24 protein-coding genes are annotated in these 26,484 nt (G+C 38.9%); 11 read left to right on the top strand and 13 right to left on the bottom strand.

All coding sequences use genetic code 11. The features are described 5' to 3' along the window. A partial coding sequence (gene dnaE, locus JWR87_RS13510; RefSeq protein WP_297820947.1) for a DNA polymerase III subunit alpha occupies positions 1–1,874 on the bottom strand: 1,874 nt, incomplete at its 3' end. A gap of 231 nt (positions 1,875–2,105) precedes the next feature. Here dnaE and JWR87_RS13505 point away from each other — a divergent pair. Continuing rightward, entirely contained in the window at positions 2,106–2,846 is a 741-nt protein-coding gene (locus JWR87_RS13505; RefSeq protein ID WP_297820945.1) for an NlpC/P60 family protein, read from the top strand. Between the two features lie 167 nt (positions 2,847–3,013). Here JWR87_RS13505 and JWR87_RS13500 read toward each other — a convergent pair whose 3' ends face one another. The 5 genes from JWR87_RS13500 to JWR87_RS13475 all read right to left on the bottom strand — a co-directional run bounded on the left by JWR87_RS13500 (position 3,014) and on the right by JWR87_RS13475 (position 10,294). After that, positions 3,014–3,565, bottom strand: coding sequence for a 5'(3')-deoxyribonucleotidase (locus JWR87_RS13500; protein WP_297820944.1), 552 nt, complete (start codon positions 3,563–3,565; stop codon positions 3,014–3,016). Between the two features lie 371 nt (positions 3,566–3,936). Then, a complete protein-coding gene (locus JWR87_RS13490; protein WP_297820939.1) occupies positions 3,937–4,170 on the bottom strand; it encodes a hypothetical protein in 234 nt (77 codons plus the stop codon). Between the two features lie 241 nt (positions 4,171–4,411). Continuing rightward, positions 4,412–6,967 carry a DUF5686 and carboxypeptidase-like regulatory domain-containing protein gene (locus JWR87_RS13485; RefSeq protein WP_297820937.1) on the bottom strand — a complete coding sequence of 852 codons (2,556 nt, stop codon included), beginning with the start codon at positions 6,965–6,967 and terminating at the stop codon, positions 4,412–4,414. Positions 6,968–7,277: 310 nt separating this feature from the next. After that, entirely contained in the window at positions 7,278–7,649 is a 372-nt protein-coding gene (locus tag JWR87_RS13480; RefSeq protein WP_297820935.1) for a hypothetical protein, read from the bottom strand. A 173-nt stretch (positions 7,650–7,822) separates the two neighbouring features. Then, positions 7,823–10,294, bottom strand: a complete 2,472-nt coding sequence (locus tag JWR87_RS13475) for a M1 family aminopeptidase (RefSeq protein WP_297820933.1) — start codon at positions 10,292–10,294, stop codon at positions 7,823–7,825. Between the two features lie 213 nt (positions 10,295–10,507). On the opposite strand from JWR87_RS13475, the gene JWR87_RS13470 reads away from it, so the two are divergent. Beyond that, positions 10,508–11,206: a hypothetical protein gene (locus JWR87_RS13470; RefSeq protein WP_297820931.1), complete on the top strand. Its 699-nt coding sequence runs from the start codon at positions 10,508–10,510 to the stop codon at positions 11,204–11,206. Positions 11,207–11,265: 59 nt separating this feature from the next. On the opposite strand, the gene JWR87_RS13465 is transcribed toward JWR87_RS13470, so the two are convergent. Then, the gene (locus JWR87_RS13465) at positions 11,266–11,400 is read right to left on the bottom strand and encodes a hypothetical protein (protein WP_297820929.1); all 135 of its coding nucleotides are present in this window, start codon (positions 11,398–11,400) and stop codon (positions 11,266–11,268) included. A 361-nt stretch (positions 11,401–11,761) separates the two neighbouring features. On the opposite strand from JWR87_RS13465, the gene trxA reads away from it, so the two are divergent. The 4 genes from trxA to JWR87_RS13445 all read left to right on the top strand — a co-directional run bounded on the left by trxA (position 11,762) and on the right by JWR87_RS13445 (position 14,590). Continuing rightward, positions 11,762–12,079, top strand: a complete 318-nt coding sequence (trxA, locus tag JWR87_RS13460) for a thioredoxin (protein ID WP_366090674.1) — start codon at positions 11,762–11,764, stop codon at positions 12,077–12,079. A 234-nt stretch (positions 12,080–12,313) separates the two neighbouring features. Next, complete coding sequence (locus JWR87_RS13455) at positions 12,314–13,060, top strand: DUF268 domain-containing protein (protein WP_297820925.1); 747 nt, start codon at positions 12,314–12,316, stop codon at positions 13,058–13,060. Between the two features lie 7 nt (positions 13,061–13,067). Next, positions 13,068–13,721, top strand: coding sequence for a hypothetical protein (locus JWR87_RS13450; protein ID WP_297820923.1), 654 nt, complete (start codon positions 13,068–13,070; stop codon positions 13,719–13,721). Continuing rightward, a complete protein-coding gene (locus JWR87_RS13445; protein WP_297820921.1) occupies positions 13,718–14,590 on the top strand; it encodes an alpha-1,2-fucosyltransferase in 873 nt (290 codons plus the stop codon). Before JWR87_RS13450 ends, JWR87_RS13445 begins: the two co-directional genes overlap by 4 nt. Positions 14,591–14,614: 24 nt before the next feature. Here JWR87_RS13445 and JWR87_RS13440 read toward each other — a convergent pair whose 3' ends face one another. After that, on the bottom strand, positions 14,615–15,892 hold the full coding sequence (locus JWR87_RS13440; protein ID WP_297820919.1) for a nucleoside permease: 1,278 nt from the start codon (positions 15,890–15,892) through the stop codon (positions 14,615–14,617). A gap of 233 nt (positions 15,893–16,125) precedes the next feature. Here JWR87_RS13440 and mqnE point away from each other — a divergent pair, with 233 nt between their 5' ends. Then, positions 16,126–17,295, top strand: coding sequence for an aminofutalosine synthase MqnE (mqnE, locus tag JWR87_RS13435; RefSeq protein WP_297820917.1), 1,170 nt, complete (start codon positions 16,126–16,128; stop codon positions 17,293–17,295). A gap of 357 nt (positions 17,296–17,652) precedes the next feature. Here mqnE and JWR87_RS13430 read toward each other — a convergent pair whose 3' ends face one another. Beyond that, complete coding sequence (locus tag JWR87_RS13430; RefSeq protein ID WP_297820915.1) at positions 17,653–18,546, bottom strand: TraB/GumN family protein; 894 nt, start codon at positions 18,544–18,546, stop codon at positions 17,653–17,655. A gap of 320 nt (positions 18,547–18,866) precedes the next feature. Continuing rightward, entirely contained in the window at positions 18,867–19,709 is an 843-nt protein-coding gene (locus JWR87_RS13425) for a DUF6089 family protein (protein ID WP_297820913.1), read from the bottom strand. Positions 19,710–20,195: 486 nt separating this feature from the next. On the opposite strand from JWR87_RS13425, the gene JWR87_RS13420 reads away from it, so the two are divergent. Next, entirely contained in the window at positions 20,196–20,558 is a 363-nt protein-coding gene (locus tag JWR87_RS13420) for a hypothetical protein (RefSeq protein WP_297820911.1), read from the top strand. 38 nt (positions 20,559–20,596) lie between these two features. Here the strand turns inward: JWR87_RS13420 and JWR87_RS13415 are convergent, their stop codons facing one another. After that, entirely contained in the window at positions 20,597–21,529 is a 933-nt protein-coding gene (locus JWR87_RS13415; protein ID WP_297820909.1) for a serine hydrolase, read from the bottom strand. Positions 21,530–21,745: 216 nt separating this feature from the next. Between JWR87_RS13415 and JWR87_RS13410 the strand changes: the two genes are divergently transcribed. Continuing rightward, positions 21,746–22,360 (top strand): HAD-IA family hydrolase, encoded by a 615-nt coding sequence (locus tag JWR87_RS13410; protein ID WP_297820907.1) that lies wholly within the window; start codon positions 21,746–21,748, stop codon positions 22,358–22,360. A gap of 32 nt (positions 22,361–22,392) precedes the next feature. Here the strand turns inward: JWR87_RS13410 and JWR87_RS13405 are convergent, their stop codons facing one another. Both JWR87_RS13405 and JWR87_RS13400 read right to left on the bottom strand, forming a co-directional pair. Beyond that, positions 22,393–22,962: a hypothetical protein gene (locus JWR87_RS13405; RefSeq protein ID WP_297820905.1), complete on the bottom strand. Its 570-nt coding sequence runs from the start codon at positions 22,960–22,962 to the stop codon at positions 22,393–22,395. A gap of 6 nt (positions 22,963–22,968) precedes the next feature. Next, entirely contained in the window at positions 22,969–23,352 is a 384-nt protein-coding gene (locus JWR87_RS13400) for a hypothetical protein (protein WP_297820903.1), read from the bottom strand. A 370-nt stretch (positions 23,353–23,722) separates the two neighbouring features. On the opposite strand from JWR87_RS13400, the gene JWR87_RS13395 reads away from it, so the two are divergent. Together JWR87_RS13395 and JWR87_RS13390 are read left to right on the top strand one after the other, a co-directional pair. After that, positions 23,723–25,054: a Gfo/Idh/MocA family oxidoreductase gene (locus tag JWR87_RS13395; protein ID WP_297820901.1), complete on the top strand. Its 1,332-nt coding sequence runs from the start codon at positions 23,723–23,725 to the stop codon at positions 25,052–25,054. A 189-nt stretch (positions 25,055–25,243) separates the two neighbouring features. Further along, a complete protein-coding gene (locus JWR87_RS13390; protein ID WP_297820899.1) occupies positions 25,244–26,158 on the top strand; it encodes a hypothetical protein in 915 nt (304 codons plus the stop codon). The last annotated feature ends 326 nt before the right edge of the window (positions 26,159–26,484 follow it).

The raw sequence follows: 26,484 nt of genomic DNA, 5'->3' as shown, positions 1-26,484 counted from the left end.
TTTTGTTTGATCAGTTCAAGAGCAGTCTTCAGGATGGAAAGGGTCTTTAAACCTAAAAAGTCCATTTTGATTACACCAGCTTCTTCAATTACGTTTCCTGCAATCTGGGTAACCAAAAGATCAGAGTCTTTTGATGTAGCCACAGGGATAATATTTTTCAGATCATCAGGAGCAATGATGATACCGGCGGCATGAAGACCGGTATTTCTAACGGAACCTTCTAATCGTGCAGCTTCTTTCAGTACCTGCGCCTGCAGGTTATCACCCCTGTAGATTTCACGCAGCTTTTTTACATTGTCTACGTCTTCAGGGTTAAGACCTTCTTTTTCTTCGAGTGATTTTGGTCCTTCTTTAATCGTCAGCGGTGCAAAAAGTACCCTGTTCAGGTTAGTTCCTGGTTTATCAGGAACCAGTTTTGCCAGCATGTTACTTTCAGCCAAAGGAAGGTCCAGTACACGGGCAACGTCTTTTATGCTCATTTTGGCAGCCATTGTACCAAACGTTACAATTTGTGCCACCTGGTTTTTGCCATATTTCTGCACCACGTAATCGATGACCTTCTGGCGGCCATCATCATCAAAGTCGGTGTCGATATCGGGCATGCTCTTACGATCCGGGTTCAGGAAACGCTCGAATAGTAAGTTGTACTTAATAGGGTCGATATTAGTGATGTTTACACAATAAGCCACCACCGAACCGGCAGCAGATCCCCGACCAGGGCCCACAAACACGCCAAGTTCACGACCAGCCCTGATGAAGTCAGAAACAATGAGGAAGTAACCGGCAAATCCCATTGTTTTAATGGTGAACAATTCGAAGTCTAGTCGTTCGCGAATCACTTCTGTTATCTCGCTATATCTTTTTCTTGCTCCTTCATACGTCAGGTAGTGCAAGTATTCCCACTGGTTCAGGTTGCTGTCGCTATGTTGCTGAAACTCTTTCGGAATAGGGAAGTTGGGAAGCAGGATATCCTTCTTCAAATTCAGCAATTCGATTTTGTCAACGATCTCATTGGTATTATCAATGGCTTGAGGAATGTCTTTAAACAGTTCCTTCATTTCGCCCGTCTTCTTAAAATAGAACTGGTCGTTTGGAAACTTAAACCTGCGGTTCTTTACCTGTATCTCGTCGTTTGCAAAATCATCGAAACCGGGCGTTGCTTGTTTTTCTCCGGTATTGATGCAAAGTAATATGTCGTGGGCATTGTAGTCTTCCTGGTCTGTGTAATGGCTATCGTTACTTGCAATGATCTTAACGTTATGCTTCACTGCCCATTTTACTAAACACTCATTCACCTTGTCCTGCTCTTTCATTCCATGCCGCTGGATCTCGATATAATAATCTTCGCCAAACATGTTGAGCCACCACTTGAATTCTTTTTCTGCCGTTTCTTCCCCCTCGCGCAAAATGTACTGCGGCACATACGCACCGAGGCAACAGGTAGTAGCGATCAATCCCTCATGGTATTGTTCCAGCAGTTCTTTATCAATACGCGGATATTTGCTATACATCCCTTCCTGGTAACCCAGGGATGTCAGCTTTAATAAATTATCGTAACCCTGCTTATTTTTCGCCAGGAGTACCTGGTGGTAACGCTGGTCTTTTTGTTCTTTGGTAAATGCCCTTTTATGCCTGTTTTCCACTACATAAAATTCACAACCCACAACAGGCTTCACCTTTAGAGTACCATCGTCATTTTTGTGTTTATAAGCTTCGGCCACAAATTCAAATGCACCAAACATATTACCATGGTCAGTAATTGCGAGGGCAGGCATATCATCAGCAATCGCTTTTTGATAAAGGCTTTTTATAGAGGCAGCTCCATCAAGCAAGCTGAATTGGGTATGGACGTGGAGGTGAGAGAATTTGGACATAGTAGTGAATGTTAAGTGTCGTAAATAGCTGGTAGGAAGTCGCTAGTAGCTACCCGGAGTTTATACTTGCGATTTTCGAATAACCACTCGCGTTCACGAACCCACAAATATCGCTACCACCTGCACAACAACGCTCCCTTCTTATCCACAGGTGGGGTTAACTCGCCGTTAAAAAAAAGTAAAAAGGCTTTGATTTTGCTTTTTAAGTGCATTACTTTGCTGCACCTCAATATGAATATAAAACAACTGCTATATAGTCTTTTGTCTGTACTGCTTTTGAGTAGTTGCGCACAATTGAAGTCGCTATCATCCCGCGATAACTCTACAGCCACTAAGCCATCCCAAAAATCAAATGCCAAAAAGGTTCGTTTCCTTGATAATATCTCGGTAAGGCCAGGGCAGGTAGTTACTTCAAAACATGCTATGGGGCCTGCCATGCCCTCGTCGGATAAACGTAAAAAGCAACGCGAAAACTATAACCAGTATGTACGACCGGTGGCTAATGCAGGTGATATAGAAAGGGCAGATTGGTTACAGTTAAAATATGCAATACTCTTAGATGCTACCGTTGAGACGCTTACCAACGTAAACCTGCTGAAACTGATAGACGAATGGTACGGCACCAATTATTGCATGGGCGGAAGCACAAAAAATTGCATTGACTGTTCTGCTTTTACACATATCATTATGCAGGATGTATACAATGTAAATATTCCCCGCACGGCACAGGATCAATTTAAATCGAGCCAGCATATTAACCTCGAAGACCTGGAAGAAGGCGACCTTGTTTTCTTTAATACCGCTGGCGGAAACGATATGTCGCATGTGGGTGTGTATATGCTAAATAACAAATTTGTTCATGCAGCTACCAGTGGAGGTGTAATGGTAAGCGACCTCAACGACTCTTATTGGAAACCCCGGTACAGGGCTGCCGGAAGGTTTGTTATGCCGACGGCATTTTTAAGGAAATAATTTATTCGTTTGACGATTCAGCTACCCATACAATTGCAAACGTTTAACCACCCCTGATCTATAACGCTACGCCTTAAAATCGTACCTGCCTTGAAAAGGCGGGGAAACGAATGCAAAGTTGCTACTGTATCAAGAGACGTACATAATTAAACAGAGACGTAAAATATTCAGGGGTGGTTATGAAGAGCTTCCGCCTTCAGGAAACTAACTACCTCCTTCCAATTATTAACCCTTGTATGGTGATTAACACCGGCATTGTGCCCTGCAGTAAACATAAGGGCAGTACCTTTAAAGGTATCGAGGTTTCTAACGTGATCATCGATCATGTAGTTGGTGCCAATGATACTTTTGTCGCCACAAAAAATAATATTCCTCCAGGAGATAAACGGAAAATGCTCCTGTAACCAGTCGTACTTTTCTATTAATGACTGAGGAAATTCCATAGCGGCAGAAACGATATAAACATCAAATGTTTTTGACAGTTCAAGCACGGCTTCTTTGGCACCTTCCATTACTGGTACAGAACGAAAAAAACCTGGAGCGAGTACATACTTTCTTACGGCATTACCTGGCAATCCTTCCGCTTCGGGCTTACCTTCAAATGCTTCCAACCCAACCCTTACTCCATAATCTCTTTCATACCATTGTATAAAGTTTAAAACTGTATCTGCTATTACTCCATCCATATCGATGGCTATTGTCGCTCTTTTTTTATCCATTTGCAATTTTTGAAAGTCGCAAAGATAAGATTACAGCAGAATAGCAAAGTGCCCACGGGCAGTTGAGGTGGCTAATATGATGAAGGGTGATTGTAATAAAGACTGAAGTACCTTTTTATTATGCAGATGAAAGTAATGCGTCGCAACAAGGGACCATTACTAACAAATGCCGGTAACCCAATAAAAAATGGTGGAAAGAAAGAAATGAATATTCAGAGAACTTTCCCTTAAAAGTTCATTTCGTCAGCACTTGGACCATAGCTGCCGGGGATGGGAATATTAAGTAAGCGCAAGTACACGCCCAATTGCGCACGGTGGTGGATGGTTTGTGCAAGCGAATGCCTGATAACTTCATATTTGGTGAACACCATTTAAACCTGCCCGCCATTTCTTAACGTCCATTCAGGTAACAGGTCTTCTTCTTTAGCGGTGCTTAACGCATCTCTTCCCTGGCAATACGCCTTTTCGAAAATCTCCAACAAATCGGCTGAGCTACTAACGGGAGTTGGAGTATAATCCATTTTTGCAAAATCTAGTTCGCTGCTGGTTAACGCCATTTGTACCCACGATGGCAGCTCTGCAAGATGAACAGTTAGGGCATTCATAGTCATACTTTTTTCGTGCGGCGTCCAATCGAACTAATCAGTAGGCACGCGTTGAAGCATTTTCCTTGTAATGGCTAACTCTTCTTCCATTTCTTTTAGTAACAACGGTATTATTTGCATTAAGCTTTGGTTTTAACGATACAAAGAAAAGTGATACTACTTAAAGTGCATAACGATGGCGAGCAAATCTGAAAAGAGTTGGAGCGAAGTTTTTTGTGGGAATGAAGAGGCAGATTTAGGCTTATAGTTTAAACTGGAAGCTTCCAAATATTCCAAACTTACTCATTGGCATGGGGGAAGGCGAAGGGTTTGGATTAGGGTTAACCATGCCGGAAGGAATGACCTGCGGAGGGGCAAATCTCCATACAAAATCGATCCTCAAAAATCTAAATATATTTTCCAATCCGGTTCCTAGCTCGAGGTAGGTTCGGCCTTTTAACGAGCGGAGCCGATAATTTTCATAATCCAACCTGTTTAGTTTCCTGTTGTCGTCTGATAGTGTGCCCTTCACTGCTTTTACATTCCAGAACTGCCTTACGCTTACCTTGCGCATAAACGGCAAAAGGTTTAATAACTTTTTATCGAAATTGTGCTCCATGTTTATTCCCACGAATTGATCGCTAAAATACTCAAAGCGGTTCATTAGGTTGAATGCCTGTTTATTGTAATAGTAGATTTCATTTCCCGGATGTAACTCGAGCAACATAAACGGCAGCGGTCCCCGAAAAATCTTCCCGGCATATAAGTAGTAATTAACGTTACCCCACCTTGGTATTCGAAACTTTTGAATAATAGACGCATTTAACTTCTGATAACTGTAATCGCTGCCTGCAATACCAGGTAAACCCGTGGCATACTTTATTTCATATACCGGGTTAGAACCTTTTAACCTATGGGTTTTACGATGGGTAGTAATGCTCTTTTCACCGGGCGCATACCTTAGCTTCAACCCTAACTCGGCATTGATAATATCGCCTGCATTTCTGGCTACGGACGTGCGATGTGGCAATGGCCGAAAGGTTTCATAATCGCTGCGTAAGATAGAAACCTGGGCTGAAAATTTACTTTTCCATTCTTTAGTGATTGCTGCCTTTACTTCTTCTACCTGTATAAATTTCTGCCTGATGTTAGGTCTGCGAATGAGTTGTGTAAACATATTGTCCATGGATACGTCTTCATCGTTATATCGTCCTTTACCATTATCGAGGTCATGGGTATAGGAGGCAAAAACGGAAATGCCTTTACCTCCGGGAATTTTATAGTTGACATCTGCTTTGCCATGAAAAGCCTGGGTTTTAAGACCATAGGCAAGATAGCCGTGCATTAAAAGGTTTTTACTAAACTTTTCGGTAGTTGCTATATCAAAACGCATCCTAAACTTTTCAAGCTGGTTACCGCTAAACCAACGAAACCAGGGGCCAATTTCAATTTTACCAAATTTCTTTCTTCCATCCACTATAAACTCTGCCGCGTTTGTGTATTTTTTAAAGAGAGGAAAATTCCTTAGGGTATCAATCAATTTAAGAACTTTTAGCTCATTCTTCCCAAGCGGTTCAAGCCTTTTCGCATCCCAATAAGCACTACTTCTTTCTTTTGCGCTGTCATCGATAATCACTTCTTCCTTTTGGCTATTTTTCTTCAATTCATTAAATATCGAAGCATCGTTAACCACCGTGTTGTTATACATACTTGTCTTTCTTCCTATAAAAGATAATTTGTCTTTTTTAAGAGGAGAGATCTCAGCGACAAACTTATCCTTCAACAAAATCCAGGTACTGTCGTTGTACAGTTTAAACTCCTGCACAATACTCAATCTTTTTACAAAGTTGATGCTTGCTGTTGATGAAGCATCCATTGAAATTTTTTTAATAGCCCAGGTTGTGCTATGAATAAAACAATCACCGCCAAATGTATTTTCACCTGCCTGCAAGGGTGAAAAAAACAGGTGAAAGTATTGTTGATTGTTGATAGTTTGAGTATCGGCGGCCTGGTATCTGTAATACTTATCGCCCACGGAACTTAAGGGACTTATGAACTCCTTTCCAAAAATCAATATATAGTTGTTGTAACTATTTATTTTTTGATTTGCCCCGCCCATAAACTGCAGAACGGTCTCATTTTTTATACCTTTTGTAGATGCGGCTTTTATTACTTCGCGCACTTTGTAAGGGTTGCTGGTATAGTAATAGTTAGATAATGTTTCGGTAAAAAAGACGGGTAAAAAAGGCGTCTTCTCCGAAATACTGTCAACATTGTCGAGTATAAAACGAAAAGGCTTTAAGACTTTAATATTGTTGAAACTATTACGATTAATGTTGTTGAGATCGAGCTCAACTTTATTGTAGAGTTCGTACTTGTAGGTGTCGTACTTGTAGGGATCGTTATTCAACTTATGGCTTACAATTCTTTGCCACCAGATGAGGCCTCGTTTCGATTTTGTTTTAACTACCACGCCCTTATCGGCTTTTAATACCCCAAGCTGTATATTGAGATGCAATGAATCTTTAACCGTGTTAACAGGAATAGATTTAGTTTCAAAACCAACATAAGTAACCAGCAAGGTATCGGGTTTATGGGCAGGAAGTACAATTTTAAAATTACCTATACTGTCTGTTACAGTACCAAAGCCGGCTTTCTTCCATTGAAGACTTGCGTAGGGTATTCTCTCCTGGGTAAAAGGATCTAGTACACTCCCAAAAACAATTTTTTGTTGAGCAGAAATATTTTGAAATAGAAACAGAAATATGAAGAAAAAATACATCCTGATTAAAACAGCGACGTATTTGTTGAGTTGCATTTTGGACAGCGGGGTTGTTAGTGACGTTATTAAAGCAAATTAACCAAATTCATTTACAATTACTTCCTGAACTTAATATTCCCGTATACACCCAATTAAACAAACGAACTAAGCAAACAAGTTCTTAAATATTAAAGACGCCTAAAACACAGTTAGGGTTACCGAAAATTTTATCTCTTCAAAAGAATTCGAAGTGGTGATAGCATTAATAACCATTGATGTTTACCCTGCAGGTGCAACGCAATAAATGGTACAAATTAAAAAAACCCACAATTGTGGGTTTTTTATAAATAACAATACGCTTCCCTAATTAAAAAGCTTTCTTTATGCTATCACCGATATCATCAGCCTTATCTTTTACTTTCTCCCAGAGATTCTTGCCGTCATCTTTTACATCTTCAGCCTTGTCTTCCATTCTATCGCCCGCGTAATCTGCTTTATCTCCCAAACGATCTGTAGCATTATCCACTTTATTACCAAAGTTACTTGTCGTATTACTTACGTTATCGCCTACATTATCGGTTGCATTCGCTGCTCTGTTACCAAAACTATTCGCTGCCCCCGATGCATTACTTGCAAGGTTATCTGTAGCACCCTCTACCCTTGATGCTCCCCTGGAGACATCATCACTGAAATCGTCATTAAGATCTGAAGTGTTGTTTGGATTAGTTGTGTGTGACATAATTTTTAGATTTTAAACATGATAAAATAAACATTAACGTTAGAGACCTTTTCTAAAAAAACTTTTAAAAAGACCATCTTCTTACGCTAAAACAACTATGCCACTACCCTACTGTTTCCAATCAAAAATTACATTGGCTGCAACGGCAAAGTTTACTCATCTTACTGCTGCACTCAAAGACCTGGCGCATTTAATTTAGACTTGATGTAGTTAGACTGATCAGCCATTCCTGTAGCTTGCTTTCTCTGCGCTATTGTATTTAAAGTACTATTTATCATTGGTTGAAGATGATAAAAGCCAGGGAGAGACTGGCGAAAGTCAACAATCATATCTATGGCTTTATTTACATTTTCGGTGCTCTGTATTTTTCCAATATAAAAAGCAAAGTTTTGCAGCATACTTATTTTGTCACTTATTGAAGCAGTGCTGAATTTGTTGGTTATAAACTCGTAACTGTCCTCACCTCCCAGGCGGCACAGGGTGCTAATAATAGCTTGATTGAGGGTGCCTCTTGCCGGTTTAACACTTAGCTTCTCTGCCTGTTTTAGTGCAGCCACACTATCTACATCACGTAAGGCGAGTAATGCTTGCCCGGAAATACTATATGACGAGTCTGTAGTTGCATTGTAAAAAGTAGCGATATTTTCAGGCTTCTTGTATTTTCCCAGTACTTCAATTGCCTTTGCGCGAACCAAAGACTTTTGATCGTTCGAAGCAATATTTTTAATGAAAGGTTCAAAGGCTTGCTTAACCACAATGTCTTTTACGTCTAGCTTACCAAGCACCCTGATCCGTAAATCCGAAGATTTATCTTTTAATGCTGTTTTTAGAAAATCCTGAGCCAATGGCTCAGTTTGATGAGCAGCAATAGAATCAATTGCTTCTAACCTGTCAACATAATTTCCTGCATAAGTGTATTGATGGATTAATTCCTTCAATGTTTTGTGATCCTGCTTCTCCCCAACTAATATTTTATCTCCGTCGACATTTATTAAAGCGGGTTGTGATGTTGTAACAAAAGAAAAGGTGTCTACCTTATTATTCATCCAAACATTATATCGCCTTTTTTCAGATCCCTCATAAACATCTATTGCCAATGGCAACTTAAAAGTCTTACCCGGTTGCGTTTGGGTTATAAATACCGTTCCAATTTTCTTTTCAGTATTGTATTTATAACTTATATCAAGTTTAGGATGCCCACTGCCATAATACCATTGGTTCCAAAACCAATTCAAATCTTTGCCTGTAACTTCTTCAAATGCTAAACGCAGGTTTGTAGCTTCAGCAGATTTAAATTTATTATTGGTGAGATATAAATTAATTGATTTGAAAAAAGCACTATCACCCACATAATTTCTCAGCATATTTAATATCGCTCCACCTTTTTGATAGCTCACCTGGTCAAACATCTCTATAACTGAGTTGTAACTAAAACGAACAAGGTTATTTTCTGCATTAGAAGGCTGGGATAAATATGCTGCAATTCCTTTATAGTTTTGCTCTATGCCTGCATCTTTTCCATACTTATATTCATTCCACAGAGTCTCACCATAATCGGCAAAAGATTCGTTTACGGTAGTATTGCTCCAGCTTTCTGTAGTTACATAATCGCCAAACCATTGATGAAATAACTCATGAGCAATTACGCCTTCCCATGAGTTATGGTCTATTAACTGCCGTGCATCCTGTTGTATGTCGCTTCCGTGCAGCGTAGCAGAAGTATTTTCCATTGCTCCAAAAATGTATTCCCTTCCTGTTATTTGTGCGTACTTCGGCCACGGAAAATCAACGCCGGTAATCCTTGAATAATACGCAATCATTTCTGGGGTAAGTCCAAATATCTTCTTTGCAACTGCACTATACTCCTTCTCCACATAATAACTTATTTCTTTGCTCTTGTACTTGTCTTTAATAACAGCATAATCGCCAACGGCCATAAATAAAAGGTAAGGGGCGTGAGGAAGGTTCATCTTCCACGTATCGGTACGGGTACCATCGGCATTGTTCTTTTTGCTCATTAATAAACCGTTGCTAAGTGTTAGGTACTTAGCAGGAACCGTCATTGTGATCTCATTAGTTGTTTTTTGGTTAGGCTTGTCGATGGTTGGAAACCAAATGGAGTTACCCTCAGTTTCACCCTGAGTCCAGATCTGTTGTGGTGTATTTTTATCCAGCCCCTTCGGATTGATAAAATATAGTCCCTTTAAGCCTTCAAAAAGACCTGGGGTACTACCTTTAAATTCATCGGGCTTTGAAATGTAATCGATGTAGACAGTATAATTTTCATTTGCCTTGTAGCCTTTATCCAACCTGATACGAAGGTTAAGACCGTCATAAGTATATTTAAGAGGAAGCATCTTTCCAGACTTCACTAACTGAACTTCATTAATCTGCATTCCTTTCGCATCAAGGTTTAATGAGTCTGTTACATAAAAATGTGGATGTAAGGTCACCCACTCCTTTCCATATAACCAAGACTTCGAATAATCAAACTTTACATCCAGTTTGGTATGGACCAGGTCATTAATTTTTGTGGCGGTTGCGAGATACTTTTCAGGCGAACCGACAATTACAGTGGTAGTAGATGATTGTGAAAACAATTGGGGAGAAAACAAAATGACTACTGCGGCAATAAAGAATTTCATGGTGCGGGGCTAGTTTAATTAAAGTATGTGCAATGCAAAAAGTAAAATTAATATTATAAAACGCGCCGATCTGAATAATAAGAAATCATTATTGTTTCCACAGTTCGGATCAATTTTTAATAACAACAAAACTTGTTAATACTACTTAACACAGCTAAGCTTTTACTTAGTTTTGACGATCCTTTATAAGTAAACCTGCTTTTACCAATTTTCATGAAAGTATTGTTATTTGTCTGTCTCTCTTGTTCGGCTGTTGCAAATGGGCAGGTTGCATACGTCTCTCCTACCGAACCTCTCGCCAACCCAGAAACTTACCCGAATAGTACATCGTCTTATTTTGAGGGCAGAAAGTTATTTCAGAAAAATACGGGTATGATCATTGGTCTGCAACGGGGCAAGTATAATTCAATCGAATTAGGAGGTGAAGCGCATTGGAGAAAAATAAGTCTTCTTAAACCTCACATAATCGGGGCTACAGCCAACCTGGAATACAATTTTGAAAATAACGTAATTGGTTATAAGGCAGGCATGTGGATGAAGAGAGGTAGGATAAACCTGACGTATGGAGCAAACGTTAGCTACTTTACAAACTTCAAAGAAGGTAATCGATTTGGTTTCGGCCCTTCAATTGGTTTCAGGCTATTAGGTTTACATCTCATCAATGGTTATAACTTTCTTACAAAGGACAACACCCAGGGAGACGAGGCGCCAATACAGGTGAACTCTCTATACATGTCTTTACGGTATTATTTCCCGGTGCACAACAGCTTTAGCTGGGACAGAAAGACAATGAAGAAGAAAAGAGAACGGCAGAAAGCACGTGCTGAACGTAAGAAAGAGAGAGCAAAGAATAAAGATGGTGGAGATGGCAAAGGCTTTTGGAACATTTTTAAATTTGGCAAAAAAGATTGATTAAAATAAAAAGCTACCTACATAAGCAGGTAGCTCAAAATATTGCCGGCCAGTTTATTTCACTTCTCCGTTCCACCCATCATTCCTGCTAAAGATTGCACACAGCCACGTGTTGTAATTTTACCTGCTTCGGTAAAGGTGAAGACGTATACCTCTTTTACTTTAAAACATTTTCCGGCAGCTTTCATTCTCATAAAATCTTCTTTAAATCTTCCGCTCCAATCTCCATACACATCACGCTGTCGTCATTGGCTAATACTTCAATATTATCTCTCTTATAATTTTTAACGTTCCCAAGCTAACAACCCTTTCCGCTCTTTCGTAAAGAAAGCGGGCTTAATGCGGGCTGTTTTCATTTACAACCAAATTTTAGTGCCTGGCAATTACTTCTAAATCTGTAAAGAATAGTATCAGTCATAAAACTGCCATAAAAGGTCAAATTCGGGTAGGTAGAAAAGTCAAAAATGCATGTTTCATCTATTGGCTGTAAATTTGTTCCTCTATACATGTAGCAAAAACTACAATAATTCTAATCAAACTTTTAAAATACTTTTTATGGCTTTAGAATTCACAGATGCAAACTTTCAATCGACTGTTTTAGATAGCGATAAACTTACAGTTATAGACTTTTGGGCTGAATGGTGCGGACCATGTCGCGCTATTGGCCCTGTAGTAGAGGAGTTGTCAAAAGAATATAGTGGACGTGTAAACATAGGAAAGGTAAACGTTGACCAAAATCCTACATTAAGTGTTAATTACGGTATTACTTCTATTCCTGCTATCCTTTTTGTTAAAGGTGGCAAAGTCGTAGACAAACAAATAGGAGCAGTTCCTAAGTCAGTCTTAGACAAAAAAATACAGTCTCACTTATAATCATTTAAGTCTTTTTTTTAAAAGAGCAGGCCGAAATGCCTGCTCTTTTTATTTATATATAGTATTAATATTTTTGTTCAGACTGTAGTACAAGTATGTCGCTTTTGTTGCGTCGCACAGTTGTACTTTTTCATTTCATTCAACATTCTTAATCAACACTTGCAACCAGTTTTGAATTTTAAGTTCATAAAAAACCCGTTTTGCCTTTATTTTTGACACAAACCAAGTCTTCTAATGTATTTAAAGGATTATACAGTTCAGTTAGCTAAAGATATTCTCATACGCTTTCCTAAAAAAAGTGCCCGATTCTTTGAATTTCTTTCAGAATTAAGCAGGTTTAAAAAAAATAGCGACAACCGCTTTTCTATTTCTTCAAAGGATATTTACCCTTGCCTTACAGACAAGCTAGAAACAACACCTTTCGATCACCATTACATCTATCATCCCGCCTGGGCTGCGCGTGTTTTAGCCCGAACAAGACCAGAGTATCATGTCGACTTTTCTTCCAAATTAAGTTTTGGATCAATCGTCTCAGCATTCATACCCGTAAAGTTCTATGATTACCGCCCTGCTGATTTAAAACTCACAAACTGGGAATCAGGATTTGCGGATTTAACAAAACTGGCTTTCGACACAAATTCTCAACCCTCTGTCTCGTGCATGCATACTATTGAACATATTGGTCTTGGTAGGTATGGCGATCCTTTAGACCCACAGGGCGACCTAAAAGCGATTGACGAGCTAAAGAGGATAGTTAAGCCAGGGGGCGATCTGTTATTTGTAACTCCTGTAGGAAGGCCAAAAATAGAATTCAATGCGCACCGCATCTACAGCTACGAACAAATCACTGCTTACTTTTCCCCTTTTACTTTAATAGATTTTTCGTTAGTTCCTGATGAAGGAGGATTGATCGAAAATGCAAATCCCGAATTGGTAAAGCAACAGAATTATGGCTGTGGATGTTTTTGGTTTAAAAAATAATAATAACATGAAAAGTCATTGGCGTAAACTTCTTGCCCTCCTGCCTCCACAATTGGAAAAAAATTATTACAAGAAGTTCTTCATCAAAGAGCATAAAGAATGGGAAGAAAAAGGGAAGCCGTTACCTGTTTCTAATTTCTCAAAACAAGAAGTGCTAAGAACGTTTCAAAAAAAATATCAGGTAAAAATACTTGTCGAAACAGGAACCTATCTTGGTGATACGTTGTATACTTTGTCTTCTGACTTTCAGCGTCTTTATTCTATAGAACTAAGTACCCATTATTACCAACTGGCTAAAAGACGTTTTAAGAATTTTTCTCAAATTCAATTACTGCAAGGTGATAGCGGAGCGGTTTTAAAAGAGCTTGTTCCAACACTAGACGCACCAGCAATATTTTGGTTAGACGGACATTACTCGGGAGGCTTAACAGCAAAGGGCGAAAAGGAGTGTCCTGTATTTGAAGAGCTGTCTTCCATTTTTTCATCTCCCTTTAGTCACTTGATTTTTATTGATGATGCAAGATTGTTTATTGGGGAAAATGATTATCCCACAATAGAACGGTTGAAGCACTTCACTCAACTCAATAAACCAGATCACCAGTTTTACATTGAAAACGACTGCATTCGATTGATACCAATTGAATTTAAACCGGGATTATGATAATCGTTCAATTAAAAGGAGGTCTGGGAAATCAGTTGTTTCAATATGCAGCAGGCTTAAGTTTAGCGAAGCATCATAATGTTGAGGTAAAAGTTGATATTTCTGAATTACAACAACCTGATAAAGAAATAGGAACAATCAGGGCTTACGAGCTTAACGGTATAATACGGCCTCCTGCCATTGCATCTCAAAAGGAAGTAGAAAGCATCACAAAGCAAAACGTCTTTAAAAAATACCTCGAAAAATTAACTCCATCACACAAGCGAACCATTTATAACGAAAAGCAATTTCAGTTTGATAAGAATTTTTTTAATAGTGGAAAGAACCTATACCTGAAAGGATATCGGCAAAGTGAAAAATACTTCAAGTCAATTGAACAACATGTGCGACACGATTTTCAATTGCAGCCCGGGCTGCTTACCGAAGTAGAAGGCTTTGAAAAAGACCTTCGCTTAAAAAACAGTGTTTCAATCCATATTAGGCGTGGTGATTATAAAAATAGCGTAGTCCAAAATTATCATGGAACGTTAAACGAGAATTACTACCAAAAGTCAATAGACCAAATCTCCGCCATTACCCAAGACCCCGCTTTTTTTATTTTTTCTGACGATATAAACTGGGTGAAAAATAATCTGAAATTTGAAAAACCTGTAGTGTTTGTTTCAGGTACAATTTCAAAAAGTCATTACCAGGACTTCTATTTAATGAGTTTATGCAAGCATAACATAACAGCGAACAGCAGTTTTAGCTGGTGGGCCGCCTGGCTTAATTCTAATCCTCTTAAACAGGTTATTGCCCCGCACAAGTGGTTTAGTAACCCGAAACCAGACATCAGGGATTTAATTCCAGATGTCTGGCACAAACTATAACCGCTATCAGTGCCCCCCCAAAAGTTACTCTACCGTTAGCAAAGGTTCCGGATGAGTCAACTTTACCTCGTTTGGATTGTGCTTATGTTTAAAAAGTACAAGAAACAAAACTGCAATTGCCAAAGCATAAAGGGCGAAACAAATCCAGATGCTGTGCCAGTCTTTGCTATTATCTGCATTGGTAAAAAACCTCTGAATAATAATGCCGCTTAAAGAACTACCCAGCACGGCTCCAAATCCATTGGTCATCATCATAAACAACCCTTGCGCGCTGGCTCTTATAGCAGGATCGGTTTGTGTTTCTACAAACAGGGATCCCGAAATATTAAAAAAGTCGAAAGCCATTCCGTACACAATACAAGATAAAATAATCATCCATAAGCCATCTCCGGGATTTCCATAGGCAAAAAGGCCAAAGCGCAATACCCAGGCTATCATACTTAAAAACATTACTTGCTTAATTCCAAATTTCCTTAGAAAAAAAGGAATAGCCAGTATAAACAGCGTTTCAGAGATCTGAGATATGGACATAATAATTGCCGGATACTTAACGGCTATCGTGTCTTTATAAACATCCACTGTTGCGAAGTCGTGCAAAAAAGTATCGCCGTAAGCATTTGTAAGCTGAAGCGCTGCTCCTAATAACATGGCGAACAAAAAGAAAATCGCCATTTTAGAATCTCTCAACAACTTGAAAGAATGAAGGCCTAAAGCATCAAACAGGGTTTTGTTTTTGTGTCTTCCTAATTGTGGTGGACATTTAGGCAAGGTGAAAGAATAAAACCCCAACAAAAATGAAGCAGCAGAAGCAACATAAAACTGGCTGGCTGAAGTTTCAATATGTAGTAAGCTAACTACCCAAAGAGCCACTATAAATCCAACTGTTCCCCATACTCTCACAGGAGGATAATCTTTTACAACATCGCCTCCCCTACTTTTAAGTACTGAATATGCCACTGCAATTGACAGAGCAAGGGTTGGCATATAAAACATCATATTAAGAAGCATAACCCAGAACATCGTTCCCGGCTCTTGAACCATTGGAACAGTAAATAAAACAATGCCTCCCAGTATGTGAAGTAAACCATACAGTTTTTCTGCATTCACCCATTTGTCTGCAATAATGCCCATTATAGAAGGCATAAATATAGCTGCAATGCCCATGGTAGAAAAAATGGCTCCGAACTGGGCACCAGACCATTGCTTCGTTTGAAACCAATAAGCACCTATAGTTATCAACCACGAACCCCAAATGAAGAACTGTAAGAAACTCATCACAATAAGACGCAACTTAATACTCATGCAGGATTTATTTAAAACTGGAAGATAAGAAATAGCGACAAGCTATAACTTGAGGCCACAAGCTTTTTTAAAGGAAGCAATGATGAAATGATAGATCTATATTTTTTTTGTTGATGATACCTTAAAACTTGCCATAAAGGCTTCAACCTTCACAATGTGGCGCGGCGCGGAAACGGTTTGTGATAACAGCTACTATTTAATCATGTAAATTTGCAGTATTAATATTGTTTTAAATGTTGGTTAACAACTCCCCTATCGAACACCTCGTTTCTGCAAATGAAAATAAGGATCTGAAATATATCGGTGAAAAGGTTTTAAATAAACAAAGAATAACTTTTGACGAAGGAGTACTGCTTTTTAAGAAAGCTTCGCTCTCCTATGTTGGCGCTCTTGCAAATTGGGTAAGAGAAGATTTACACGGAAACAAAACTTACTTCAACCGTAACTTTCATATTGAGCCTACTAATATCTGTGTTTTTTCGTGCAACTTCTGTTCATACTCTCGTTTGTATGCGCACCGCGAAGAAGGTTGGGAACTGGGCGTGAATGACATGCTCAACATCGTGAAGAAATATGACGGTCAACCAGTAACTGAAGTACATATTGTAGGTGGCGTTCATCCAAAAATGGACCTTAACTTTTTCACAAACGTTATAAAAGAAATTAAAAACCATCGTCCCGGTTTACATATAAAAGGTTTCACACCGGTAGAGTTGGACTATATGTTTAGAAAAGCAAAAGTATCAACTGAAGAAGGTCTGAGGAAAATGAAGGAAGCAGGATTGCAATCTTTACCTGGCGGCGGCGCCGAAATTTTTCATCCCGATATCAGAACACAGATCTGCGACGACAAGGTAGATGCAGACGGGTGGCTACGTATACATAAGACTGCCCATCTAATGGGAATACAAAGCAATGCTACCATGTTGTATGGGCACATTGAAGCGTTTTGGCACAGGGTCGACCATATGGAGAGGCTAAGACAATTGCAGGATGAAACGCACGGTTTCAATACATTCATTCCGCTGAAGTTTAGAAACCGGGACAATGCCATGAGCAATGTGGCCGAGAGCAGTATCGTTGAAGACATGAGGATGTATGCAATTGCCCGTTTGTACATGGACAATTTCCCTCATCTTAAAGCGTACTGGCCAATGCTGGGGCGGCAAAACGCTCAATTGGCTTTGTCATTTGGTGTAAATGATATCGACGGAACCATTGACGACTCTACAAAGATCTATTCAATGGCAGGCAGCGAGGAGCAAACACCAACAATGAGTACCAAAGAGCTCGTTACACTTATTAAACAGGTTAAAAGAGAACCTGTAGAAAGAGGTACGTTATATAATGTCATTAAAAATTATAGTCACTCAAGCGTGAGCGAATTAGAAGTAGATTCGTAATAAACTAAATTGAAATGCTTACAAGAAAGGGTTATATAAAAGGCAAGTTCCTTTATATAACCCTTTCTTATTTTTAACGTTGACGTTGATTTTACTCTTAGTATTTTTTGTAACAAGCCGCATAACGTCAATAAGACTTTTGTTGCGTCGCATTACGTTCATCTGTAGCATTTCAAATCTACTTTTTCAAACTTTTGACAAACTTACTTGTTCCCCGAAGATTTGCAGTTAAAACGGAGCGTCGCAACTATGTCCCAAATGAAACACTAAAGCTGGTATCATACATCAAGTACTTTCATGCGTTAAGATGTGCGATAAAAAGACCGTGGAAGGGTTTAAACAATGAAGATATGACCGTTAATTTATAAGGGGACGCACCGAATAACCTTGCGACTTTAATAATTGCAACACTCCCTTTTCCCCTCCCAGGTGGCCTGCTCCTACAGCAAATAAGGTAGACTTTTCTTTTGCAATCTCCGTAAACTGGCTAACCCAGTTGCGGTTCCTTTTAAATAGTAACAAGTCCATATAATTACTAATACCACTTTCTTCGCTGGCACTTAACTTATACAATTTTTCAATATCCTGGTCTTTATACACCTGTATTATTTCGTACATCGCTTTCCGGTTTTTTTCTAAACTGTCAATCGATTTCACAAGATCCTTCGCCTGGTCTTGGTAGGGAATGCTATCAAAAATACTGGTCTGAAAAGCTATTGTCTCCAGCCCTTTTGTTTGCTTCTTCTCTTTATATGCCTCATCTATAATTTTCATCTCAACACCGTTTTTGCTTTCACAAGGCAATAAAAGCTCAAACAGACTTGAAGAAATCATTAGTGGCGGCTGCGTTTCGAGCAACGAGAAGGGAATAGAAGGTTGAAATTTTTCAAAGAAATCTTTTACCTTTTTATAATCATCAGGAGAAAGGGCTGAATGTAGTGTTTGGCCGCTTTTGCTTCTAAGATCCATAATGCCGCTTAAAAGTTCTGAGGCATTATCCATGTCAACTTCCAGGTAAATTTGGTCAACGTCTTTTATAAGTGCTTTTACTGTTTCTGTTAATGCTGCATCTTCAGCACACATTAAGTGCATTGTTCCGAAGAAATAGGAAGGGCTGGCTAATTGCTTACCCGAAATTTCCCAGAGCAGACTTTTACTATTAAGAGCGGTAGGCAATGAGTTATTGTTTTTGCAGGATGAAAATAGGTTGACCGAAAGAAGTGAAAGGACTGCCGCTATGTATTTTTTCATTTTTTTTAAATTTCGCGATCCCTAAAGAAACTGGCATGATTTTGTAAATATTATTTATGTTTTTTAAGGGTTTAGGGTTGAAAAGGAGGCTCAATTCTTTGAGCCTCTTACTTTTTTAAGACATTTCCTGATACTATTCTCTCTGGTACAGCAGTCCCCTCTTCAGATTGTATTCCTTTTACTATTTTGTGGTTGTATTGATTGAATTTCTAAACACAGCGGAAAGAAATTTCAACTACTGTTAAATCTATTACTGAGTAATTTGTTCTTCGCCTTTATTAAGATGTAGAAAAAAAGCCCCGAACGGAGCTTCTTCATTTTTAAAATTTTGGCGGACAGTCTAGCCCTCGTCTTCCCCCACCTCCTGCATTTGAAGAATTAATTCGAAAATCAAGTCTAAACAATCCAAAGTAATAAAAGTCGTTAACTTTATTATTACCTCGTTTTGCCCCATTTTCGGGATATGGACGAGGATTATCTTTTAATTCGTCTCCACGAAACGCGTAATCGACCGCTGTCTGTCCTCTTTCAGTCAACAAAGTGTTCATGTGGACATAGACATTGCTAACGTCGTCCAGATAATCAGTTTTCAATACTCTCAGCCCTAGTTCAAATCCTACATGTAGATCCTCAGACAAAGCGTACTTTACTCCACCTCCGATAGGAACCGTAAGATCGGTTCTTTTATAATCCTTTTTACCCGGCAAGAAACCCTGGCCTTCTGTACCCAGTGGTGCAAGAAAAATCTTGTTTCCCACAGCATCATGGGTATAAGGGCTGAAATGAAAAATGCCAATTCCACCAAAAACATAAGGCGAAAATTTATGATCCTTAAGACTAAACAGGTTGTACTCCCCCAACAGCGACAGCTCGTAAATACGACTCGTAAAATTGAGATTCCTGGCAAGCAGATCGGGTTTTTTATTTCGCTTATCGTCGGCCCCTACTGAAGCAACAATTGCATCAACGCGACCTACAATGTGATCAGTAATATCATAGGTAATTCCCCCACCAATCGCTCCCTTAGCTTGTTCGAGCGTAATTCTTTTCGGCTGCAGGTCTCCGTTGTAATTAGAAAAACCGCCTAACATATGAAGTCGCAACGGCTGACCGATGGATATAGCGGTAATGAAAGTAAGGGTAACTGAAAAAAGCAATTTCATTTAAAATGATTTGAGATATTAAACAATAAACGCTGATAGTGTAAAAAATATATTCTAAATGAAAAGCTTTTTTATTTTCCCAATTATTCTCAAAAATTGTACTGCTAATTTTCAAATATCCGACAATTATAAAGCAGATGTTTTTTTTACCAAAACTATAGTCGTTATAAGGGAGTAACATTTTGTGTAATAACATTAAGATTGCTTTACTTAATACAAGAATGTTTTAACGTAAATAACTGAAGATCAATAGAAGTAGAAGCCGATCTGATAACGAAAGCACTTTTGTATTGGAGTAATGTTAAGCATTCTTTAACAGGGCATTAATACTATAAAGAACCGAAGCTTAGGTAAAGGGAGGGCTGCGTTGGCGAAAAAAATACTTTAATGCACGTTAATTGATAATGATGTTTTGATTATTAGATATATCAGTAGACTAAAATTATTAACTTACATCAACTCTCAATAATGCATCAAATACGACATATGAAAAATCTCTGGCTTAGCTTGTTGGCTTTATCGCTTTCAATTTCGGCCTATTCACAAAAAGAAATAAAAGTTGAAGCAGCCAAAGACAATGTAGGTGATACGGTTAAAATTTGCACTAAAATTTTTGATACGAACTATGACGAATCCGCTAACAGAAGTCCTACCTATTTATATACTTCTTCGCACAATCCCAATGCTACGCTAACCTTTGTGATATGGGGAGAGAAAAGAAAGTTTTTTGATTATAAGCCTGAAAAAGATTTGAAAGAAAGAGAGGTATGTGTAACAGGAAAAATAGAGCTCTTAAAAGATAAACCAGTAATAGTAATCGAAAAGCAAAGTCAGATAGACATAAAGTAACCAGAATTCAATGTTTGATATATCTTCCTATTAATTGCTTATTCATGAAGCATATATTTTCCAATTCCCCCTGCTGGTTTCCATTTATTTTTCGGTTCATAATAATGCCATAATAAAGCAGATACTTTTCTTATCAGAGTCCACGATTCGTTGTCTCGCTGCCAGCTTTGATCTTTCAAATCTTTAGTAATTATGCTAAAAACATACTTACCATGAGGCGCATTTACAAACACAGTTTCGGAGCGCGAATTATCAACTGCACCTTGCTTAGATGAGGACCGAATATAGGGCGGTATTTGTGAAAGTGCATTTTCGTCCCAATAGATCCTTCCAAGGTTTCGCGACATTCTTTCGCTGGCCGCTTCGCTCACCGCTTTGCCTTCTTCAATCATTGTAAAAAGCCGGCACATTTCCCTGGGAGTTGTGACCCCCCATCCAAATATTTCCCTCATTGCTTCGCGGCCTGCAACCCTTGAATTTACCCTGGTGTTCGCAAACCCATTTTGTTGTAACCAGTTGTTGATATATTCTCCGCCTACTAGTTTCTGTAGCCATAAACTTGCAGTATTGTCACTCATCGTAATCATTAACAAGGCTACTTTACTTAGTTGAATAGTGTCTCCGTTTTTAAAGGACCCTAAAATATCTTCCCCTGCATATAAAAGAGAGTCTCTATAAACCAACTTCTGATTGTATTGAAGCTCACCCTTTTCAATTTTGTCCATCAAACCACATTGAATACTAACCTTAATCATACTGGCGGTAGGGAATAATGTATCGCAGTTAATAGTCGCAATTTTCCCAGTTTTCATGTTTTGCACATAAATACCAACACGACCGTTGAAGCTACCGACCAGTTCTTCTAATTTAACTGTTAGCTTTTCATCCGTCTGAGCAAAGCCGTCTGGCACGGATAACAAATAAAAGGCGAAAAATGCTAATGCTTTAATTATATATCTAAATGTCTGCATATTTAAAACTATTAACTTCGCGCTCGCTGCTAAGATTTTAATTCGCTAATGAAACGAGTTTAATAGGTTACCCAAATGTATGTTATAACAAGTCGAACGCTCTATGTTAGCCCGATTTAAACCTTCTTAGCGAGAATTTTATCTAAAGCCAGAAAATTATTTTCTTTAAAAACACCGCATTTTAAATAAATCAACATTAATTACACCTAACATTATATGGGCAAAAATTCTTTTAAAATAATGTTTCTTGACGTTGGCGGCGTATTGCTTACCAATGGATGGGGACATGATTCGCGGCAAAAAGCAGCAGCAGAGTTTGGGATTGATTTTATGGAAATGGAAGCTAAGCACAACTTTATTTTCAATGTATATGAAATAGGAAGAATTACATTGGATGAATACCTTGATATTGTTGTCTTTGATAAGACAAGGGTTTTTACAAGGGAAGATTTTAAAGCTTTTATGTTTTCACGCTCAATTGAATTACCGGGCATGCTAGGCTGGTTGATAGAACTTAAGAAGAACAACAGTAATTTGAAAATTGTTTCTATAAATAATGAAGGAAAGGAGCTGAATGATTATAGGGTTAAGAAATTTCAGTTACACAATTGCTTCGACGCTTTTATATCTTCCTGCGAGGTAGGAATGCGCAAACCTGATCCTGGCATTTTCCGCCTGGCTTTAGGCGTTGTTCAAGCCGCTCCTCACGAGTGCATTTATTTTGATGATCGTATTTACCTGGTAGATGCAGCTCAGAGACTTGGCATTCGCGGATACCATCACCTGGGGTTTGAGTCTTCGAAAAAGATTATTGAAGATTTGATGGGATAAGTGAAATGCATTGAATGAGCTACCATACGAAGCTATCGGGCTATTGCAAAAACGATTGCTGTTACACCTACACCAACTGTAAATCCTCCCACCGCTAATTTTATTCTTTGGCGGTTCTCTTTCTTTAATTTATCCAGCGATTGATCTAATAATGTCTTGATGTTGTTTATCTGGCTGGTAGCAGTAGAAAGCGATTGATCAATTGCGCTAATATTCAAAGCGGTTTTATCAACGAAGTGATTTGAATGAGTAACAAGAGAGTCGAAATTTGATTTTAGGCTTTGATAATAAGCTTCTTTAGATTTTAGCATACTATCCTGCAAAGCAATCAAACCTTCATAGTTTGCAAACAGATTTTTCATTGCCGGATTACCGTTTTGAACTTTCTTGTAAGTGTCCTGGTAAAGCTTAAACGTTTTTCTATTTAAAAGATAAGCCGAATCGAAGTTGATCAACAATGTGTCGCCCCGCACTACCAAATAAGAATGTAGCCCGGTTGAGTCTTTCATTTCCCGTAGCCGACTTTGAGAGAAACATACAGAAGAAAGAAGTATACAGAAAATGGTTAATCCGGCTTGAGACGGGTATCTGCTTATTTGCATAATCAATTAGTTTTTTCTCACAATTGCTACGTCTATATCAGGAAGGCTATCTGTCTCAATATCTTCGCGAAGCTTTTTAATATTCTCTTTAAAATCTATTATTTTACTCCTATCCTTTTCTTCCTTAAGTCTTTTTTCGAAGTCATTTAATTCAACTGTTTTTTGTATTCTATTGATATACGTGCTAAATACGAGCATGTCAGATTTGATGGAGTCAAGCTTACTCTTTGAATATTGTAATTCATACAATGCAGAGTCTGCAGTTAGTTTTGCTTTTTCAAGGTTTTTTCGAATGTCTCTTAAGCTACTATTGCCAAACAGCATGGTGACTACATTGATAATAGCGATAACGACAACAACAAGTAAAATAATCCTGACTATTTTCTCCATTTTTGTTTATTTAAATTCCTTCGCTATTAAAAGAATTACATTTTTTTATGTTGGTGGCGATAGGATTATAGGAAACGAAGAGCTGCCAGCAGATGTAATCTTTTGATGAAAAATGATCTTCAGGTAAAATAGAACACTTTTATTCTAAGTGCAATTCTTTTTGCTACTGTAACTACAGCCGTACAAGTGTGCGACGCAACGAAAGATTTAAAAGTGTTCTACTGCTTGCTACCAAAATTCAACAACTGTTACAAAATCAAAATTGCAACTATCTCCCACTTCATAAAAACATGCATCTAATCTTTTCGACAGGACTTTTTATATTTGATCTAATATAACTTTGAGCTTTAACGATTTAACTACTTGCCATATGTCAACTACGCGACGTGACTTTTTAACTACTACTTCGAAACTGGTAACAGCTACGGGTATTGCTGGTCTTACCGGTGTACCTATCTTATCTTCTGCCGCAGGTAAGAAAACAGCAGCAAATGATAAAATTGTTGTTGCGTTAATTGGATGCCGCAGCATGGGCTTTGGCGATCTTGAAAATGCTTTAAAACAACCAGGCGTAGAGTGTGGAGCATTATGCGATATAGATGATGAAGTATTGACAAGGCGTGCGGCAGATGTTTTGAGAATACAGGGAAAGGCACCCCTACAATACAAGGATTACCGGAAGTTGATGGAAAATAAGGATATCGATGCCGTTATTATTGGCACCCCCGATCATTGGCATTGCCTTCCTTTTATTGCTGCATGCGAAGCAGGTAAGGATATTTATGTTGAAAAGCCCCTGGCAAACAGCATTGCAGAATGTGATCTTATGGTTAGGGCAGCAAGAAAGTATAACCGGGTGGTGCAGGTAGGACAGCAACAACGAAGCGGCGTTCACTGGGAAAAAGCAATGGATTTTATGAATGCAGGAAAAATAGGTGATCTGCGAAAAGTAAACATCTGGGCAAACTTTAACTATGGAATTGGAGCTTTGAAAGCACCTGACGAAGCTGTTCCGGCAGGCGTTGACTTTGATCGCTGGCTTGGGCCGGCCCCGCAACGGTCATTCAATAAAAACCGTTTTCATGGCAATTGGCGAATGTTTTGGGATTATGGAGGAGGGCTGGTGACTGACTGGGGGGTTCATTTAATTGATATGGCATTATGGGTAAAGGGCATTACTGAACTGCCTGTAGCAATCACTGCAACCGGGGGAAACTTTTCGTTTCCAACTCATGCACATGAAACTTTTGATACGATGAACGTGAGTTACCAGCTGAAAGACTACGTCATCAACTGGGAGCACACGGCTGGTACACAAACAGGGCCATATGGAAAATCTTACGGATTAGCATTTGTAGGCAACGACGCTACAATGGTGATAAACAGGGAAGGCTGGGAGGTATTACCGGAAATTCAGGATGGAAATTATAAAGTGGCTGCAATGCCGAAACAAGGCGGCGGCGAAAGTCACCTGGCTCACATGAAGAACTTTATCGATTGCATTAAAACAAGGAAAGATCCGGCATGTACTATCGAAAATGGAAGATTGGTGGCTGTGTATGCACATATGGCCAACATTGCTCTTCGTACCAACTCAAGGCTGGAGTGGAATGAAGCAAACAAAAATTTCGGTAATAACACTGCGGCTAATGCCTTAATTACCCCTAATTATCGCAAGCCATGGACTTTACCGAAAGTGTAAAGACTTTACATAAAAGCGCCATCGGCGGTTGTTATAGAGCGGAAAGTTTTATGAAAGAAGGTATTGGTGGAGATTAGAATATCACGATAAACGGAAGCGCCTTTTGTTTTAAAACGAGTGCTTCCATTTACCGATATTGTTTGCACCTGTTAAACATTTGCTATAACTTTCTTTACTAAAACCGTCTTTATGAAAAAAATAATTTTACCCTTATTTGCGTTAATTACGTACGGTGCCGGTGCCCAGTTTTCCATTGTTCCTCAACTTGGAATGGAAACATTTAGAACTACAATACAGTCTGGCGATTTCGCTTCCTTCTCCCCCATGGGCCAACAGTTTACCCCAAGTTTAGCTATACGAATGGCTTACAGGTTAAAATCGGGGCAGGGAGCATTTTTAGGTGTGGCAACAAATAGACAGGCAGTCGCTTTTAGATTTACTGATCCTCAAAATGCACTGAATTCTTACACCGCAGCTGCAAAAAATTTACAACTTAGATTAGAAGGGGGTTACCAGTTCACCAGCAAACCTATTGCCTTAAGAAAGGCAGTTACTACCACCAGTATTGCAAGCAGGTATGGTGATAGAAGTTTTGGCGAAAGGAAACAAGGTTGTGCCCGTAGCAGGTGTTCGGGAACGCGTAGTTCAGAAAACACCTCTGCCAGAAGTGTAACCAAAACCGCTACAAAAGATGCGGGATTATATGTGAGTATAAAACCGTCTGCAGGCCTTGCAATTGCACCTATGGGAAGCGCTATGGAAACAGAAACAAAAAATGGACAAAAAAATTATACTTACCGAGCCGGATGGGGCACCGCACTTATTGCCGGTACTGCATTTGAATTCGGTACTCGTGATCAACCAAAGTTTATAGTCGGTATAAATTATATTAGAGGCCTTGGCAACAATACCCAAACCGTAACAACCAACGAACTGCTTAAACCAACTACTACTACCTTCAGCTCAAAGACTTCAGGGTTTAATGTTAGTTTAGGCATACCTATCAGTTTCAAAAAGAAGGCTGCAGTTATCCAGGCGCCACCACCAATAAATCGCCCTTCTTACCGGGGCCGTTGTGGACAAAGCAAGTTATATCAGTTGTGAAATTTTTTTACAGATCGCTGCCAAATAAAAAAGCTCGTGAAGAACAAAGGTTTTTACGAGCTTTTTTATTTTGAAAAAGAAGACATTGTTGTTAGGACGACAAGATGATTTTTAGAGTCGTAAACATTTTATTTCCATTTCTTATAAAGTTCCTTCAAGTGAGGTTACCTACTCCCGGCTTAGTCATTATTCCTTATGTCGCCCAACTGCTTTAGGGCGATGTAAGTCATTAAGCCAACACTTATTTCCAACGCAGTTTCGTCAATATTAAAGGTGGGAGTATGCAACGAAGAGCTGATGCCTTTTTCTTTGTTGCCCACACCCAG

This window comes from Segetibacter sp. (genome assembly GCF_025963695.1).
Classification (GTDB): Bacteria; Bacteroidota; Bacteroidia; order Chitinophagales; family Chitinophagaceae; genus Segetibacter.
The sequence above is the reverse complement of the archived record's forward strand: the minus strand, read 5'-3'. Positions and strand labels throughout refer to the sequence as shown.

Bases quoted from the DNA above. Each gene is read 5' to 3' on its own strand.
- JWR87_RS13505 (WP_297820945.1), top strand. From the start codon at position 2,106: ATGAATATAAAACAACTGCTATATAGTCTTTTGTCTGTACTGCTTTTG.
- JWR87_RS13500 (WP_297820944.1), bottom strand. From the start codon at position 3,565: ATGGATAAAAAAAGAGCGACAATAGCCATCGATATGGATGGAGTAATA.
- JWR87_RS13490 (WP_297820939.1), bottom strand. From the start codon at position 4,170: ATGAATGCCCTAACTGTTCATCTTGCAGAGCTGCCATCGTGGGTACAA.
- JWR87_RS13485 (WP_297820937.1), bottom strand. From the start codon at position 6,967: ATGCAACTCAACAAATACGTCGCTGTTTTAATCAGGATGTATTTTTTC.
- JWR87_RS13480 (WP_297820935.1), bottom strand. From the start codon at position 7,649: ATGTCACACACAACTAATCCAAACAACACTTCAGATCTTAATGACGAT.
- JWR87_RS13475 (WP_297820933.1), bottom strand. From the start codon at position 10,294: ATGAAATTCTTTATTGCCGCAGTAGTCATTTTGTTTTCTCCCCAATTG.
- JWR87_RS13470 (WP_297820931.1), top strand. From the start codon at position 10,508: ATGAAAGTATTGTTATTTGTCTGTCTCTCTTGTTCGGCTGTTGCAAAT.
- JWR87_RS13465 (WP_297820929.1), bottom strand. From the start codon at position 11,400: ATGAGAATGAAAGCTGCCGGAAAATGTTTTAAAGTAAAAGAGGTATAC.
- trxA (WP_366090674.1), top strand. From the start codon at position 11,762: ATGGCTTTAGAATTCACAGATGCAAACTTTCAATCGACTGTTTTAGAT.
- JWR87_RS13455 (WP_297820925.1), top strand. From the start codon at position 12,314: ATGTATTTAAAGGATTATACAGTTCAGTTAGCTAAAGATATTCTCATA.
- JWR87_RS13450 (WP_297820923.1), top strand. From the start codon at position 13,068: ATGAAAAGTCATTGGCGTAAACTTCTTGCCCTCCTGCCTCCACAATTG.
- JWR87_RS13445 (WP_297820921.1), top strand. From the start codon at position 13,718: ATGATAATCGTTCAATTAAAAGGAGGTCTGGGAAATCAGTTGTTTCAA.
- JWR87_RS13440 (WP_297820919.1), bottom strand. From the start codon at position 15,892: ATGAGTATTAAGTTGCGTCTTATTGTGATGAGTTTCTTACAGTTCTTC.
- mqnE (WP_297820917.1), top strand. From the start codon at position 16,126: ATGTTGGTTAACAACTCCCCTATCGAACACCTCGTTTCTGCAAATGAA.
- JWR87_RS13430 (WP_297820915.1), bottom strand. From the start codon at position 18,546: ATGAAAAAATACATAGCGGCAGTCCTTTCACTTCTTTCGGTCAACCTA.
- JWR87_RS13425 (WP_297820913.1), bottom strand. From the start codon at position 19,709: ATGAAATTGCTTTTTTCAGTTACCCTTACTTTCATTACCGCTATATCC.
- JWR87_RS13420 (WP_297820911.1), top strand. From the start codon at position 20,196: ATGAAAAATCTCTGGCTTAGCTTGTTGGCTTTATCGCTTTCAATTTCG.
- JWR87_RS13415 (WP_297820909.1), bottom strand. From the start codon at position 21,529: ATGCAGACATTTAGATATATAATTAAAGCATTAGCATTTTTCGCCTTT.
- JWR87_RS13410 (WP_297820907.1), top strand. From the start codon at position 21,746: ATGGGCAAAAATTCTTTTAAAATAATGTTTCTTGACGTTGGCGGCGTA.
- JWR87_RS13405 (WP_297820905.1), bottom strand. From the start codon at position 22,962: ATGCAAATAAGCAGATACCCGTCTCAAGCCGGATTAACCATTTTCTGT.
- JWR87_RS13400 (WP_297820903.1), bottom strand. From the start codon at position 23,352: ATGGAGAAAATAGTCAGGATTATTTTACTTGTTGTTGTCGTTATCGCT.
- JWR87_RS13395 (WP_297820901.1), top strand. From the start codon at position 23,723: ATGTCAACTACGCGACGTGACTTTTTAACTACTACTTCGAAACTGGTA.
- JWR87_RS13390 (WP_297820899.1), top strand. From the start codon at position 25,244: ATGAAAAAAATAATTTTACCCTTATTTGCGTTAATTACGTACGGTGCC.